This window comes from Polaromonas hydrogenivorans (genome assembly GCF_040105105.1).
Lineage (GTDB): Bacteria > Pseudomonadota > Gammaproteobacteria > Burkholderiales > Burkholderiaceae_C > Polaromonas > Polaromonas hydrogenivorans.
This window is the reverse complement of record NZ_CP157675.1, coordinates 1,541,149-1,555,214: the sequence shown is the minus strand read 5'-3', so window position 1 is coordinate 1,555,214 and position 14,066 is coordinate 1,541,149. Positions and strand designations below refer to the sequence as shown.

13 protein-coding genes are annotated in these 14,066 nt (G+C 62.6%); 7 read left to right on the top strand and 6 right to left on the bottom strand.

Annotated elements, in window-relative coordinates; translation table 11 throughout:
• Nucleotides 1–27: 27 nt before the first annotated feature.
• From ABLV49_RS07315 to ABLV49_RS07295, 5 genes are read right to left on the bottom strand one after another with little or no spacing between them, the layout of a single operon-like run.
• On the bottom strand, nucleotides 28–738 hold the full coding sequence (locus ABLV49_RS07315; protein WP_349280959.1) for a lipocalin-like domain-containing protein: 711 nt from the start codon (nucleotides 736–738) through the stop codon (nucleotides 28–30).
• 17 nt (nucleotides 739–755) lie between these two features.
• On the bottom strand, nucleotides 756–1,877 hold the full coding sequence (locus tag ABLV49_RS07310; RefSeq protein ID WP_349276371.1) for an ISAs1 family transposase: 1,122 nt from the start codon (nucleotides 1,875–1,877) through the stop codon (nucleotides 756–758).
• The gene (locus ABLV49_RS07305; RefSeq protein ID WP_349280958.1) at nucleotides 1,816–2,649 is read right to left on the bottom strand and encodes a hypothetical protein; all 834 of its coding nucleotides are present in this window, start codon (nucleotides 2,647–2,649) and stop codon (nucleotides 1,816–1,818) included. Before ABLV49_RS07305 ends, ABLV49_RS07310 begins: the two co-directional genes overlap by 62 nt.
• Before the next feature lie 38 nt (nucleotides 2,650–2,687).
• Complete coding sequence (locus ABLV49_RS07300) at nucleotides 2,688–3,356, bottom strand: c-type cytochrome (protein WP_349280957.1); 669 nt, start codon at nucleotides 3,354–3,356, stop codon at nucleotides 2,688–2,690.
• A 9-nt stretch (nucleotides 3,357–3,365) separates the two neighbouring features.
• Entirely contained in the window at nucleotides 3,366–4,592 is a 1,227-nt protein-coding gene (locus tag ABLV49_RS07295; RefSeq protein ID WP_349280956.1) for a molybdopterin-dependent oxidoreductase, read from the bottom strand.
• A 267-nt stretch (nucleotides 4,593–4,859) separates the two neighbouring features.
• Here ABLV49_RS07295 and ABLV49_RS07290 point away from each other — a divergent pair, with 267 nt between their 5' ends.
• The 7 genes from ABLV49_RS07290 (at nucleotide 4,860) to ABLV49_RS07260 (ending at nucleotide 13,103) form a co-directional block, all read left to right on the top strand.
• Nucleotides 4,860–5,969 (top strand): hypothetical protein, encoded by a 1,110-nt coding sequence (locus ABLV49_RS07290; RefSeq protein WP_349280955.1) that lies wholly within the window; start codon nucleotides 4,860–4,862, stop codon nucleotides 5,967–5,969.
• Between the two features lie 40 nt (nucleotides 5,970–6,009).
• Nucleotides 6,010–6,873 carry an FAD binding domain-containing protein gene (locus ABLV49_RS07285; RefSeq protein ID WP_349280954.1) on the top strand — a complete coding sequence of 288 codons (864 nt, stop codon included), beginning with the start codon at nucleotides 6,010–6,012 and terminating at the stop codon, nucleotides 6,871–6,873.
• A gap of 270 nt (nucleotides 6,874–7,143) precedes the next feature.
• Nucleotides 7,144–8,538 (top strand): RNA-guided endonuclease IscB, encoded by a 1,395-nt coding sequence (gene iscB / locus ABLV49_RS07280; RefSeq protein WP_349280953.1) that lies wholly within the window; start codon nucleotides 7,144–7,146, stop codon nucleotides 8,536–8,538.
• Nucleotides 8,484–11,249 (top strand): molybdopterin-dependent oxidoreductase, encoded by a 2,766-nt coding sequence (locus tag ABLV49_RS07275; RefSeq protein WP_349280952.1) that lies wholly within the window; start codon nucleotides 8,484–8,486, stop codon nucleotides 11,247–11,249. The genes iscB and ABLV49_RS07275 overlap by 55 nt, the downstream gene beginning before the upstream one ends.
• 3 nt (nucleotides 11,250–11,252) lie before the next feature.
• Nucleotides 11,253–12,242, top strand: a complete 990-nt coding sequence (locus tag ABLV49_RS07270) for an antibiotic biosynthesis monooxygenase (RefSeq protein WP_349280951.1) — start codon at nucleotides 11,253–11,255, stop codon at nucleotides 12,240–12,242.
• 46 nt (nucleotides 12,243–12,288) lie between these two features.
• Complete coding sequence (locus tag ABLV49_RS07265) at nucleotides 12,289–12,579, top strand: XdhC family protein (RefSeq protein ID WP_349280950.1); 291 nt, start codon at nucleotides 12,289–12,291, stop codon at nucleotides 12,577–12,579.
• On the top strand, nucleotides 12,579–13,103 hold the full coding sequence (locus ABLV49_RS07260; protein ID WP_349280949.1) for a nucleotidyltransferase family protein: 525 nt from the start codon (nucleotides 12,579–12,581) through the stop codon (nucleotides 13,101–13,103). The genes ABLV49_RS07265 and ABLV49_RS07260 overlap by 1 nt, the downstream gene beginning before the upstream one ends.
• Before the next feature lie 34 nt (nucleotides 13,104–13,137).
• On the opposite strand, the gene ABLV49_RS07255 is transcribed toward ABLV49_RS07260, so the two are convergent.
• Entirely contained in the window at nucleotides 13,138–14,022 is an 885-nt protein-coding gene (locus ABLV49_RS07255) for an NUDIX hydrolase (RefSeq protein ID WP_349280948.1), read from the bottom strand.
• Nucleotides 14,023–14,066: the final 44 nt, after the last annotated feature.

The following is a 14,066-nucleotide window of genomic DNA, read 5'->3' as shown; positions in this document are numbered from 1 at the left end:
AAAGCCCCCGCCGACTGCGGAAAATGCCTAGACAGACTGCTCATTCCAGGCCGTTCCCGTCACTTTTTTACCCTCGAAAGTCCCGGTTGCACCGGCAACGCCTTCGTAGGTGGGTTTGGTCAACACCGGAAACTCCTGCGAATCCATCAGGCTGGTGACCACGAGCGATGCGTTAAACGCAGGAATATCGATCTGGAATTGCATGTTGTAGGTTGTACCCGACACGCCGCTGGTCCATGTTCTGCCGGTGGGCGTGAGAAAGGACTCCACCAGATAGGTCGTGCCGTCGGCCCGCTGGACGGTGGCTTCGCTTTTTGCCTTTTGGTTGAGCACCGGCGCCCCGCTGGTATAGGTCGCGTAGTTCGAGATGCACACGCCGTTGTCCAGTTGCATGTCCTGCAAGACCCATTTGACGGGGTTGATGGCGGTACCGAATGCGCCGTATTCATGGTCCATCCAGGTCACGCCGCTCACGTCCAGCTTTTCGCCATTGAGCGTGACGCTGCCCGAGGTCTGGAGCCGCGTCAGCGAGTAATAGTAATTGTTGTTTTTCAGGTGCGTCGCCGCGTTGGTGTCAAAACTGCTGCTGCCGCCGTTGACGCCTGTGCCCCACACGATGAAGGGCGGTCCGTTTTGCGACAGCTTCAAGTCGAAGTCCACCAGAATGCCGGTGGTTTCGTCCACCAGCGCGGCCTTGACCAGCATGTTTTTACTCGGATCGGCCCAGGGCGCATCCATGCTCAGGGCAATTGCATTTAACCCCGAGGCTGAAGGTCCAGGAGTGATTCCCTGTAATCGGTGAGTCGGTCAGCGGTTTTGCGGCGGCTTCGCATGCTGCGTTTGGGGTACTGCTGGTCTTGGCGCAGCAGCGTCAAAGCGAACTTTCTTATCGTCGAGAGATTGCGCGGGGCATGGCCTGTGCGCACCCGGCACTCGTCCTCGCGGAACGTGACATCGAGCACCCAGTGCAGGCGGTTCTCAATTCCCCAGTGCCCCCGTGCCGCATTGGCCAGCGTCTGGGCCGATGAGATGCCTTCGGAGCCAATGTAAAACGTGCGCTCCACCGACACCTTGCCCTTGATCTCGCGCTGGCGCTCGACCATGCCAACGCCTGCAAGGTTTTTCCAGTCATCGCGCAACGACGGCTCCATCCAGTCGAGCTTGCCCACCCATACATGGCGCCGCGTCTCAATGCGCCCATGGTCTTTTTCCAGCGTCTCGAAGCGACTCACCGCAAGGCTGCCAAAGCCGTGCCTCTGGCCCTCGGCGTAGAACTCCGCCACCGCCTCAAAGAGCGTACCCTGATTAGCCTTGAGCGCCAGCAGGTAGTGGCCGCCTTGCCCGACGATTTTCTCGGCGATTTCCCTCTGGCAGCCTATGGCGTCAATGGTCACGGTGCAGTCCTTGAGTGTGAGCGCCTCCAGCAGCGCCTTGATGGCCACAATCTCGTGGCCCTTGCCCCGCGTGCCCTCCTGGCCCAGGCACAAGCCGCTTTCTGTCGCAAAGGCGCTAACCATGTGCAGCGCCGTGTTGGCGCCATCGCACGAGCCGCACAGCGTCTTGCCATCCAGGGCAATCACGCCTTTGACATTGCCCGCAATGCCTCGTATCCAGCGGCGAAAGCATTGCTCGAAAACCTCTGCGTCCAGCAGGCGAAAGACGCGCCCGAACGTGTCGTGCGAGGGTGTTCCCTGCTCCAGGACAAGGTATTTTTTGAGCCAGTCTTCGTTATCGCTGGCCCACTCGGCTACGTCCACCCAGTTGTCCGCCCCGCACAGCACGGCGCTCAGCGTCATCACGATCATCTCCTTGAGATCATGGCGTTGTGCAGGACCAGTGCGTGGATCGGGCAGTATCGAGAAAGCTTGAATCAGCATCAGGTTCACTTGCAATGAAAAATGCTTGAGTGAACACCAGCTTTTGGCCTTTCCGCTCAAATTTCTTCAAATGCAATTGCCCTGCATCCATGCTCACATAGGTGAACAGGGCCTTCGCGGTAGCGCCCGTGCCGCCGCCTCCGACCAGCGTGACGGTGGGCAGGGAGGTGTAGCCCAGGCCCGCGCCAAACAGCACGACGCTGGCAATCTTGCCCGTCGCGGGGTCATGCACCGCGATGCCCGAAGCCAGCGCCCCTCCTCCGCCAGTGATCACAACCGTCGGGGCGGATGTGTAGCCGCTGCCGGGATGGGTCAGTTCCAGCGCCGACAGCTTGTTGGCCGGATCGCCCAGTCTGACCGACCAGTCTTTGTTCACATCGTTTTGGGCCCAGTTGTCGGGGTCGAACATGAATGGCGGAATGTAGGGCGTGGTGCGCTGGTAATGCTTGTTGTTGGCAATGTCGGCCAGCATGATCTGTGTGAAGGCAAAACCATCCTTGGCGAAGGACGCGGCATTGATCTCAAACCCAAAGGTGCGGCTTCCCGCCTTGAGCGTGCCGATGTGCCACCACCATTCCGTGGGTGCGCCACGGTGAAGGTAGTGGTCGGCGGGCAGGTGAATCTGCACGGCGCTTGAAGGCACGGGCGTGGGAACGGGACTGGGGGCCGGTGCAGGCACGGCGGAGTCGCCGCCGCCGCAAGCGGCAAGCCCCATGAATGAGGTGCCTGCCGCAGCATAGGCGGCTCCCAGGGCAAATTGGCGACGGCGCATGATGGATCTTTCTTTAATGAACTAACGCGTGATTTCACTTATTGAGCAAGCACAAACGCCGCCAGTGCCGCCAGCTCCTGGGGACTGAGCGCTGCAAACGCAGGCATGGGCACGGTGCCCCACTTGCCCGAGCTTCCGGACCGGATGCTGGCCTCCAGCCTGTTTTGTGCCTGCGCATCGTTTTTGTATTTGCGTGCAACCTCCTGGTAGGCCGGGCCAACGATCTTCTGCCCGATGGCATGGCAACCCAGGCAGGCGTTTGCCGTCAGCAGCGCCTGGACATCAACGGCTCTAGCTGCTGTGTTGGCAGCGCTGGCGGCAGGCGGCGGAACTGCGGCGGCCATGCCGGAGGGTTTGGCTCCACCATAAGTGACCGCAAGGTACTCGCCAATGTCAGCGACTTCCTTGTCAGTCAGCGGTGCGGCGTAGGCATGCTGCATCTTGCGCACTTCGGCAGTCCACTGCGGCTGCGTCATGGCGGGCGGCTGCAGCTTGATGTAGTCGGCGGAGTGGCAAATACCGCATTTCTGCAGGGCGGCCTGGTAACCGGGCAAGGTAGATGGCTTGAGCCTGGCGGTCTCGGGCGGCAGCTTGATGGTCAGCGGCTTCAAAGGCGTCAGCGATGCCGGCTGCGCCATCGCCGCGCCGCCAACAAGGCCGAGGACCAGCATGGCGGTGCGCAGAAAAGGCAGTCTGGAGTTCTTCATCAACCGCTCCTAAACCGCAACGATGCGGGTCACTTCAATCACATTGCGCGCATAACCGCCGGGGTTCCAGCTGGCGGTCGCGGGCTGCACATCACCCTGCCTATTGGTGGCCCGGACGCTCAGCGTCATCGGTCCTTTTCTGGAAGGCGTCAGCGGCAGACGCCATTCGCGAAATGAAAACCGCCCGAGATCCTGGCCCAGTGCGGCCTCCCGCCACGGCTGGCCGTCTTCGGACACTTCCACCTTTTTAATGCCGCTGCCGCCGTCAAAAGCGATGCCCTTGAGCAGCAGGGCGCGCCCGGCCGGAACATGCGCACCGTCGGCCAGGCCGGTCATGAAAGAACGCACCGGCAGACTGGTGATGGGCCGCGTCGCCGTGGGGGCGGTGCCTGCGGGCACGCAGATGCAGGCGTTGTCCGGAACGCGATAGGCGGTTGACATGAAGAAACCGTCAAAGTCGTGGTCCAGCACCTCGATCTCGCTCAGGTGCTTGACCCAGTAAGTCCCGAAATAGCCCGGCACGATCAGCTTGATGGGGTAGCCGTTCAGAAAGGGAATATCCGCCCCGTTCATGGCCCAGGCAATCAAAGGCTCGGGGCTGAGCGCCAGGTCGATGTTCAGCGCCTTGACGAAATCCGGCGTTACCGCAAGCACCGGCGCATCCAGCCCGTTGAATGCCACCTGCCGGGCGCCGGCCAGGACGCCCGCTTTTTCAAGCACCGCCCTGAGCGGCACGCCCACCCAGCGCGCATTGCCCATTGATCCGTTGCCCAGCTGCGCGCCGAATACGCGCGGCTGCGCAAACGCGCGGCTGTTGCCCGAGCACTGATTGACCGCCACCACCTCCGCCGGCTCGGCCAGCGCTTTCAGTTCCGCCAGCGAAAGCGACAGCGGCTGCTTCACATGGCCGCCGACCTTGAGCCGATAGGCTTGCGCGTCAATCGTCGTCGGGAAATTGGCCAGGTGATAACGCACAAAAAAAGCATCGTTGGGCGTGATGGCCCCTTCAGTAAAAACATTGAAGGGTGTTTCCAGATGCGGCGGCCGTGTGGTGATGCGCAGCAGGGGCCGCTTTTGCGGATAGGCCACCAGCTCGCGGGCGCCGTTGCCAAAGGGCAGGTTTTCAATGCCTGCCGCCAGGCTGTGCAGCGGCAGGGCTCCAAGGCTGGCCGCGCCCAGGCCGGCATGCCGTAAAAACTGCCGTCTGCCGGTGTCGTGGTGATTGCTACGGTTCATGGGGAGTCCCAGCTTTTTATTTGAATCAATCCAACCAGACCGGCGCACAGGCCATGAAAGGACTCACCCAGAACAAACAGCAAGCGGGCAAGTACTGCCGAGTTTGCCCGACTTGCAACAAAATGCATACAGTCAAAATTGACCGCTTGCCAGCGGCCGGCAGGCGGTGATCAAATCCTCGGCATTGCCCAACCAGGCCAGGCGCAACGCGACGCAAGGCCTGACGCAGGGTGCCGCGGTTTTTTTATTTTCTTTGAAGGAAATCCATTGAAATCTGCCATTTTCCTGGCGCGCCGCGCCACCGCCTCGCTCGCTTTTTTGGCGCTCGCCACGCTCCCCATGATGGCCGGTGCGGCGGAACTTCCGGCGGACCTCAAAAACCTGGTCGGCACGCCCTTGCTGGCTGCTGGCGATATTGAAAATGCCAATCTGCTGGCATTGAACCGGGCCATGTTTGATCTGTATGGCGATGCATCGGATGTCTTTCGCAGCAACATCCTGGCCAACCACCCCGTCATCCTCGCCCTGTTTTCCGGGGCTGGCGGCAGCTTCACGCTTTACCGTCCTGGCCAGCCGCCGCTGGAAGCGCCTTCCGTTCCGCTGGTCTATCAATTGCTTAAATCCGTCGGCCACAGCACCATGGCGCTCGCGCAGGTCGTGGGGCCCTACCTGGACAATCCAAAGGACAAGTCATGGGTCGCGCCCATGCTGGCTTTTCGCAGCCGCATGCAAAGTGCGCTCGAATCAGTCAGCGCGACGGCCATGCCACCGGACTGGCGCGAAAACAACCACACCATCCTGAAAGCCAACATCGCCTTCATGGACGAATGCCTGAAGAAAGGCGACATCAGTTATGACGCGCTCAAGGCGTTTTCGGTCAGGCAAGCCCCGTTTCTCGCCAAAAACGTCAGCTGGGCCGCGCAGACCCAGGTTGCGCACTGGATGAAGGTTGTCGCCGAATGGAAAACACTGCTCGGCAGTGACTGGAACAAAACCTATGGCGCCAGCAACACCATCTACGTCACCCGCCAGAACAATGTGATCTTCAGCGTGCTGGCGCAGTTTTTCGGCCCCGAAGCCATCAACGACCGCCTGATCCTGATTGAAACCGTGTCGTTCACCACCAGCAAGGCCGACATGCTGGGCTCGCTGACCCGCATCATTGCCGACCGCTCGGTGGGCCAGCTGTTTTTTGGCAACGGCCGCCTGATGGACTACGAGTTGATGGGTGGCGATGCGCGCGACGCCATCGTTGCAGAAGCAGGCAAACGCAACATGCAGCCCTTCTTGCCGCCCGTCGTACCCTTTGGCTCGCACCAATGGCCTACGCTGGTCACGCCCGGCCCGGGGCCAGGCGCCATCAAGGATCTGCGTTAAACCAGAGGCATTTCATTTTTTACCCAACCGGGGCGCTACCTTGAACCTCAATACGATTACTTCCGTCAAACGCCCCGCCACGGCCGATGAAGTCGGCCAGTGGCAGGCTGGCGATGCCTGGCTGGCGGGCGGCACCTGGCTTTTTTCAGAGCCGCAAGCCCATCTGCGAACCCTGATAGACCTGCACGGCCTGGGCTGGCCAGCCTTGACGCCAACGGCCGGCGGGCTGGACATTGCCGCCACCTGCCGCATCGCCGACCTGCATGCATTCCGCGGTGAAGCGTCCTGGACGGCTGTGCCCCTCATCGCCGCCTGCTGCGAATGCCTGCTCGCTTCCTTCAAGATATGGAATGCAGCCACCGCTGGTGGCAATCTCTGCATGTCATTGCCGGCGGGTGCCATCACCTCGCTGGTGGTCGCGCTTGAAGGGCAGCTCACGCTGCTGTCGCGGGATGGCAGTTCAAGAACCGTGGCCGCCGTCGATTTCGTGACGGGCAACAACCGCAACATCCTGCAGCCCGGCGAATTGCTGCGCAGCATCCATCTGCCCGCCAGCGCGCTTTCAAAGCGCTTCGCCATCCGGCGCGCGGCGCTCACGCACCTGGGCCGCTCGGCCGCATTGCTGGCGGCCACCCAGGCGCACAGCGGCGGAGATATCTTGCTGACGGTCACGGCCGCAACGCCCCGTCCGGTGCAGTTGCGACTGCCCGGGGACGTGTCGGCCGATGCGCTTCGCCAGGCCCTTGATTCGGCCATTCCCGCCGACGGCTGGTTTGACGATGTCAACGGAAGCCCGGCCTACAAGCGCCATGTCAGCCATCACTTTGCCGAAGAAATCCGGGCGGAACTCGCCGCGATCCGCCAAGCGTCCACAGGAGTACAGGCGTCAACTACCCCGCCCTAAAGGGCGGAGCTTGAGGAGAAATCCAAAAAGCCAGGTTGAAACAGGGAAAGCGGTATCCAGTCCGCTACGTTAGTCACAGGTCGTTCAGACGCACCAGCGAATGCTTCCTCAGTTCGCTGCTCTGCAAGGCTTTAATCATGCAGACCAAAGGTAAAGGGTCGAAGGTTTTAGTCGCTGCCCTCAAAAGCAGGAGCCGGTTATTGACATTCCCGAGGGGAGATTTGCCGAAAGGCTTGCGTCACAAGGCCCGTAAGGGCAGAAGGATTTGAAATGGCAGTATTTGTTTTGGATAGAGGTGGCAGGCCACTGATGCCCTGCACCGAAAAGCGTGCCAGACTGCTGCTGAAACGTGGCCGCGCCCGAGTACACAAGATGTTGCCGTTCACCATTCGCGTGGTTGACATCGAAGCCGAAGATTGCGGGTTTCAGGCGCTGCGCGTCAAACTTGATCCGGGCAGTAAAACCACCGGCATGGCTTTGGTGCGGGAAACAGCAGAAAAGAACGCTGTGGCCGTCATCAACCTGTTTGAACTGATGCACCGGGGCAAACAGATCAGCGAAGCACTCACGGCGCGGCGTGGGCATCGCAGAATGCGGCGCAGTCACTTGCGCTGCCGTGCGCCCCGGTTCCTGAACCGGGGCAACAAAAAGTCAGGCTGGCTGGCGCCAAGCCTGCAACACCGGGTTGATACGACGCTGGCATGGGTCAATCGTCTGGAGCGCCTCGCGCCGGTGTCAAGCATCAGCACCGAACTGGTTCGCTTTGACATGCAGGCTTTGGAAAATCCTGATATTGAAGGCGCGCAGTACCAGCAGGGCACCTTGGCGGGATACGAAGTCCGTGAGTACCTGCTTGAGAAATGGTGCCGCACTTGCGCCTACTGCGGCGCCAAGGGTGTGCCGTTGCAGATCGAGCATATCCAGCCCAAGTCCAAGGGTGGTTCAAACCGCATCAGCAATCTGACGCTGGCTTGTCAATGCTGCAACGCAAAAAAGGCGGCTTTGCCGGTTGAAGTTTTTTTAGCCAAGCAGCCCGAGCGTTTGAAGCGTATTCAGGCCCAAGCCAAGCGGCCACTCAAGGATGCCGCTGTCGTCAATGCAACTCGCTGGGCGTTGGTCAACGCACTCAAGGCGACGGGTCTTGCAGTTGAAACAGCATCTGGCGGTAGAACAAAGTTCAATCGAATCGAGTTGGGACTCCCTAAAACCCATGCGCTCGATGCTGCCTGTGTCGGCGATGTGAACGCAATTACCGGCTGGCAGAAGCCGACGCTGTGCATCAAGGCCATGGGGCGCGGCAGTTACCAGCGCACACGGCTGGACAAGTTTGGCTGCGTGCGGGGCTACCTGACCCGCTCTAAAAACATTCAAGGCTTCCAGACTGGCGACAGGGTGAAAGCGATAGTCACCCAGGGAAAGAAGACGGGTTGCCATATCGGACGGGTGGCTGTCAGAGCTTCTGGCAGTTTCAATATCCAGACCAGCAATGGTTTGGTTCAAGGGATATCCCACCGCTATTGCACCGTAGTGCAGCGCGGCGACGGCTACGGTTATCAACTGGTGGCAAAAACGGACGTGACAGGTACGCCACCGCAGCCAAGGAACACTTCGTGTTCCGCGCTCTACCTCCCCGGCCTGAAGGCCGGGGTTTCACGCGCGAACTGATGAACTACCACATCAACGGCAAGCAGTACGACGCCCAGCCCACGCCCGGCCAGTGCCTGCGCACCTTTGTTCGCGAACAGGGCATGACCGGCGTCAAGAAGGGCTGCGACCAGGGCGATTGCGGCGCCTGCACGGTGTGGCTCGATGGCGAGCCGGTTCACTCCTGCCTGATGCCCGCATTCCGGGCCGAGGGCCGCGAAGTCACGACGATTGAAGGACTCGCCAGGGACGGCGAACTGCATCCGGTCCAGCAGGCTTTTCTGGATGCCAATGCCTTCCAGTGCGGCTTCTGCACCGCCGGCATGATCATGACGGCGGCCACTTTCGACGATGCGCGCCGCGCCGACCTGCCGCGCTCGCTCAAGGGCAACCTGTGCCGCTGCACCGGCTACCGCAGCATTGAAGACGCCATCAAGGGCGCGCCGTGCGCCGCGCAACTAGACGTGGCCGGCCAGGCCTGCGGCGCCAGCCTGGGCAATCCTTTCGGACCGGGCATCGTGACGGGCAAGGCCCGCTACACCATGGATGCGGAACACGAATTTGCTGGCTTGCTACATCTGAAGGTCGTGCGCTCGCCGCATGCCCATGCCCGCCTGCGAAGCATTGACCGCAGCAAGGCCTTGGCCTGCCCCGGCGTTGTCGCTGTGCTGACCTGGGAAGACGTGCCCAAACGGCTTTTCAGCACCGCCACCCATGAAGACCACCTGGTGGACCCCGACGACACCTACGTTCTGGACAACGTGACGCGTTTTGTCGGGCAGCGCCTGGTGGCCGTGGTGGCGCAGACCGAAGCCGCCGCGCAAGCCGGTTGCCGCCTGGTCGAAATTGACTACGAAGTGCTGCCCGCCGTGTTTGATCCGGTCCAAGCCATGAAGCCGGGCGCACCCGTGCTGCATGACAAGGGCACGGCCTCGGAAGGCAACATCTTCGTCAACATCAAGGGCGAAGTCGGCAGCGTGAAGGACGGGCTGGCAGCCGCCCATGCGGTACATGAAAAAACCTATTCCACCTCGCGGGTGCAGCATGTGCACCTGGAAACCCACGGCTCCATCGTCTGGACCGGCGACGACGGCCGCATGCATGTGCGCACCAGCTCGCAGGCCCCGTTCATCGTCCAGCAGAAGCTGGCCTACGTCTTCGGCATCAACGCCGCCAAGCTCCATGTCTTCACCGAACGCGTGGGCGGCGGCTTTGGCGGCAAGCAGGAAATGCTGTCGGAAGACCTGTGCGTGCTGGCCAGCCTGAAAACCGGCCTGCCCGTCAAATGGGAATTCACGCGCGAGGAGCAATTCATCGGCGCATCCACCCGGCACCAGATGACCACCGAGGTCAAGCTCGGCGCCACCCAAGAGGGCCTGCTGACGGCGATTGATGTCCGGGTGGTCTCCAACACCGGCGCCTACGGCTCGCACGGCAGCGAAACGCTGGCGGCGGCGCTGGGCAATCCGCTGACCGCCTACCGCTGCGCCAACAAGAAAGCCGACGGCTTCGCGGTGTACACCAACATGATGCCCGGAGGCGGCTTTCGCGGCTACGGCGCATCGCAAACGACCTTTGCCATCGAATGCGCGATGGACGAGCTGGCCGAGCAACTGGGCATCGACCCCTTCACCATGCGCCGCCGCAACATGGTCAAGCCCGGCGACTGGATGGAATCGATCTGGAAAGACCCCTCCGATGTCAACTTCGGCAGCTACGGCCTGGACCAGTGCATGGACATCGTCGAAAAAACCCTGGCCACCGAGGGCGGCTTGCCCGTCCCCGAGGGCCACGGCTGGCAGCAAGGCACCGGCATCGCGCTGGCCATGCTCGACTGCGGCCCGCCGACCGAGCACCGCTCGGGCGCAACCATGGTCATGCGCGCCGATGGCAGCTACCACCTGGCCGTGGGCTCGACGGAAATGGGCAATGGCTCGGTCACGTCGCACCGGCAAATCGCCGCCTCGCTGCTCAACTGCCGCGCGGACCACATCGACATCATCAATGCCGACACCGACCTCACGCCCTACGACACCGGCACCTTTGCCAGCACCGGCACGGTCGTGGCGGGCAAGGGCGTGGCGCTGACGGCAGCGGCGCTGGCCGAAAACATCCTCGACTACGCCGCCCGCCACACCGGAACAACGCCCGGGGAATGGAAGCTCGAAGAAGGCTTCGTGGCGTCGGCCGACAGGCGCATTTCCCTGTCCGAGCTGCATGCGGCCGGCATGCGGGACAGCCACCGCTTCGAGGCCAAGCGCAAGGCCTATCTGTCGCCGCGCACCACGGCCTTCAATGTCCAGGGCATCAAGCTGGCCGTGCATGGCGTGACCGGCGAGATCCGCATCTTGCGCAGCGTGCATGCCGCCGACATTGGCCGGCTGATCAACCCGATGCAGTGCCGGGGCCAGATCGACGGCGCCATCGGCATGGGCGTGGGCTGGGCCTTGACCGAGCACATGGTCTATGACGACCAGGGCAAGATGCTCAATGCCGCGCTGCGCAACTACCACATCCCGGCTTTTGCCGACGCGCCGCGCAGCGAGGTATTTTTTGCCGACACCTATGACACGATAGGCCCGCTGGGCGCCAAGGCGCAGGGCGAATGCGCCATCAACCCGGTGGCGCCGGCGATTGCCAATGCCCTGAAAAACGCCACCGGCGTGCGCTTTGCCGATTTGCCGCTGACGCCCGACCGGATTTTCGACCGGCTCGCGCCAGCGCATGCCTGAGCCATGGCCATCGCAGCAACGCCGTCCATGAACGGCCCGTCAACCGCCCCCGGCATCGTCACCATCGTGACCCAGACCCGTGTCAGGGCCGAACAGGAAATCGCTTTCACGGCATGGCAGGAAAAAGTCAGCAGGGTGGCCGCCAGCCATGCCGGCTTCATCGACCAGAAAGTCATTCCAGCCAGCCCGCCCGCGCAGGTTGACTGGGTGATCCTGCAACGCTTTGCCAGCATGGCGGCCGCCCAGCAGTGGATGCACTCGGGCAGCCGGCTGAAACTGATCGACAGCGCCCAGCCGCTGCTGGTCGGCAATGACGACATCCACATCATTCCCGACAGCGGCAGCGGCGTTCTGCCGTCTCCGGTGTCGGCCGTCATTTCCACCCGCGTCAGGCCGGGCCAGGAAGAAGCGTATCGGGAATGGGAGCGGCGCATTGCCGCCGCCCAGGCCCGGGCGCCCGGCTTTCAGGGCTACCGCATCGAGCCGCCCATACCGGGCGTTCAGGAAAGCTGGCTGGCCATCGTGCGCTTCGACTCGGACGCCAGCCTTGATGGCTGGATGAAGTCACCCGAGCGCCTGAAGCTGCTGGCCGAAGGCGAGCCCCTGAGCCTGGAAGTGCGCGCGCGTACCGTGCGCACCGGCTTCGACCAGTGGTTTCCAGCCGGCAATACAGCGGGCGCAGCAGCCCCACCGACCTGGAAGCAGAACATGCTGGTGCTGCTGCAGCTTTATCCGGTGGTGTTCCTGTTTGGCCTGCTGGTGCAGGGGCCGTTGCTGATGAAAACCCTGCACATGCCTTTCTGGCTGGCGCTGTTTTTCGGCAATGTCGCCGGCGTGCTCCTGCTCAACTGGCTGGTGCCCTGGACCAGCCACCGTTTCAGCTGGTGGCTGCAGCCTGCGGGCGATGACAAGGCCAGCATCAACCTGCTGGGTGCCGGCCTGATCGTTGCACTTTACGCAGCGAGCATGCTGGTTTTCTCGCTGTTGCAATAAAACCCGGCTTGCGCACCCAATTGCAGGCAACAAAGGAGCGGCCTTGATGGAAAGTCTTGATCTTCGGGTACTCGAAGACGCCCTGGCCTGGCGCGATGCCGGTCATGCGGTCACGCTGGTGACCGTGGTGCAAACCTGGGACAGTGCGCCGCGCCCGCCGGGTGCGTTGCTGGCGGTACGGGAAAATGGCCGCCATGCTCGACTTTGGGTCGGCCTGGCGCTGGGCGCCCGGACACCGGCCGAGATTGCCGTGTCCATCGTCGCCGAGATGCTGCAGGTCAAAAACAGCGCGGCCCACAGCGCGGCCATGGCCAGCAACCAGGCAGCGCTGACTTGATGCGGCCCACCGTCATCGTCCTGGCATCCGGGCGCGGCGAGCGTTTTACCGCGTCGGGCGGCACCACGCACAAGTTGCAGGCGCTGCTGGCGGGCAAACCGGTGCTGCAGCACACCCTGGATGCCGTTCGGGCCAGTGGTTTGCCGTGGCACCTTGAAGACGCCGGCCACCCCGGCATGGGCGACTCGATTGCGGCCGCCGTGCGCGCCACCTGGCCGTCATCGGGCTGGCTGGTGCTTCCGGGCGATTTGCCGCTGATTCGAAGCGATACATTGCGCTCGATTGCGGCGGCGCTGCAGGCGCACGACGTGGTGGTTCCGCTGTATCGCGGGCAGCGCGGCCATCCGGTCGGGTTTCATGCGCGCTGCGGCGAAGCCTTGCTGAACCTGAAGGGCGCGCGCGGGGCGGCCGCTGTCGTTCTTGCGCACGGCGCTTTTGAACTGGACATGCAGGATATCGGCTGCGTCACCGACATTGATACCGTCGATGACCTGCGGGCCGCCGAACTGCGCATCAATCCTTGAACCAGCACGGGTCACGGCTGATTCGATTTCTACCTCAATTCACGAACAGGCCTTCAAAGCCATCGCCGGGCTCAAAGCGCTTGTTGCGGTAATACAGCCGGGTCGGGCCGGGCATGGCCAGCTCACGGATCGAGTGGCGCGCATCACCGGGGTAACAGATCACCCTGCCCCCTTCCAGATCAAACGGCTCGGGCTGGATGACCGGCGGCATGCGGCCGCGCGCCTGCGTCATCACGCTGTCCACGCTGGCGTGGCGCGACAGGTGCGCCAGGCTCATGATCTGCGGCGGCGCCAGCGCGATCTGGCCGGCCCAGTACTGCTGCAGCGCCATGCGCGGGCTGAGCCAGACGCTCTCGGTGGTTTCATGGTTGTCGTGAACCGCCACCTGCCCGGCAGGAACGGCCGACACAAAAAACCGGGTGTCGAAACGCTTGTTCGTGACCGAGGGCGCCGTGGGCGTGATCCAGCGCGACCAGGGAACGAGGCTGCGGGTCTGCAGGCGCAGCCCCATCCGGGCCAGCACCGCGTTGAAACCTTGGCCTTCGCGCAGCAGCGCGGCAGCCCGTGCCGTGTCAATGTCCTGCGTGGCAAAGCCCTGCGCGAACAGCACGCCCGACTCTTCAAAAGCTTCGCGCAAGGCCGCCACATACAGCCCGCCCGCCGTGCGTTCGTTGATGTCGGTTTCGTTCAGACCCGCATGCAGCACCGGCAAAGGCTGGTCCAGATGCGCCGCCATGTCCAGTTCGGCGTCAGCCGCATCGACCTTGCCGCCCGGAAACACATAGGCGCCGCCCAGCACGTCGGACAAGGTGTGACGCTTCATCAAAAACACCTCCAGGCCTTCCGGCGCATCGCGCAGCATGACCACCGTGGCGGCCGGGCGCAAGGGCGTGGTGACGATTTCCAGATTCAATTCCATGCTCTGCTTTCATTGGGATGCCGCACGGTCCAGTCCGTGCGGCC

Excerpts from the sequence above, each read along its gene's own strand:
- ABLV49_RS07315 (WP_349280959.1), bottom strand. The coding sequence starts at position 738 with ATGGATGCGCCCTGGGCCGATCCGAGTAAAAACATGCTGGTCAAGGCC.
- ABLV49_RS07310 (WP_349276371.1), bottom strand. The coding sequence starts at position 1,877 with ATGCTGATTCAAGCTTTCTCGATACTGCCCGATCCACGCACTGGTCCT.
- ABLV49_RS07305 (WP_349280958.1), bottom strand. The coding sequence starts at position 2,649 with ATGCGCCGTCGCCAATTTGCCCTGGGAGCCGCCTATGCTGCGGCAGGC.
- ABLV49_RS07300 (WP_349280957.1), bottom strand. The coding sequence starts at position 3,356 with ATGAAGAACTCCAGACTGCCTTTTCTGCGCACCGCCATGCTGGTCCTC.
- ABLV49_RS07295 (WP_349280956.1), bottom strand. The coding sequence starts at position 4,592 with ATGAACCGTAGCAATCACCACGACACCGGCAGACGGCAGTTTTTACGG.
- iscB (WP_349280953.1), top strand. The coding sequence starts at position 7,144 with ATGGCAGTATTTGTTTTGGATAGAGGTGGCAGGCCACTGATGCCCTGC.
- ABLV49_RS07270 (WP_349280951.1), top strand. The coding sequence starts at position 11,253 with ATGGCCATCGCAGCAACGCCGTCCATGAACGGCCCGTCAACCGCCCCC.
- ABLV49_RS07265 (WP_349280950.1), top strand. The coding sequence starts at position 12,289 with ATGGAAAGTCTTGATCTTCGGGTACTCGAAGACGCCCTGGCCTGGCGC.
- ABLV49_RS07260 (WP_349280949.1), top strand. The coding sequence starts at position 12,579 with ATGCGGCCCACCGTCATCGTCCTGGCATCCGGGCGCGGCGAGCGTTTT.
- ABLV49_RS07255 (WP_349280948.1), bottom strand. The coding sequence starts at position 14,022 with ATGGAATTGAATCTGGAAATCGTCACCACGCCCTTGCGCCCGGCCGCC.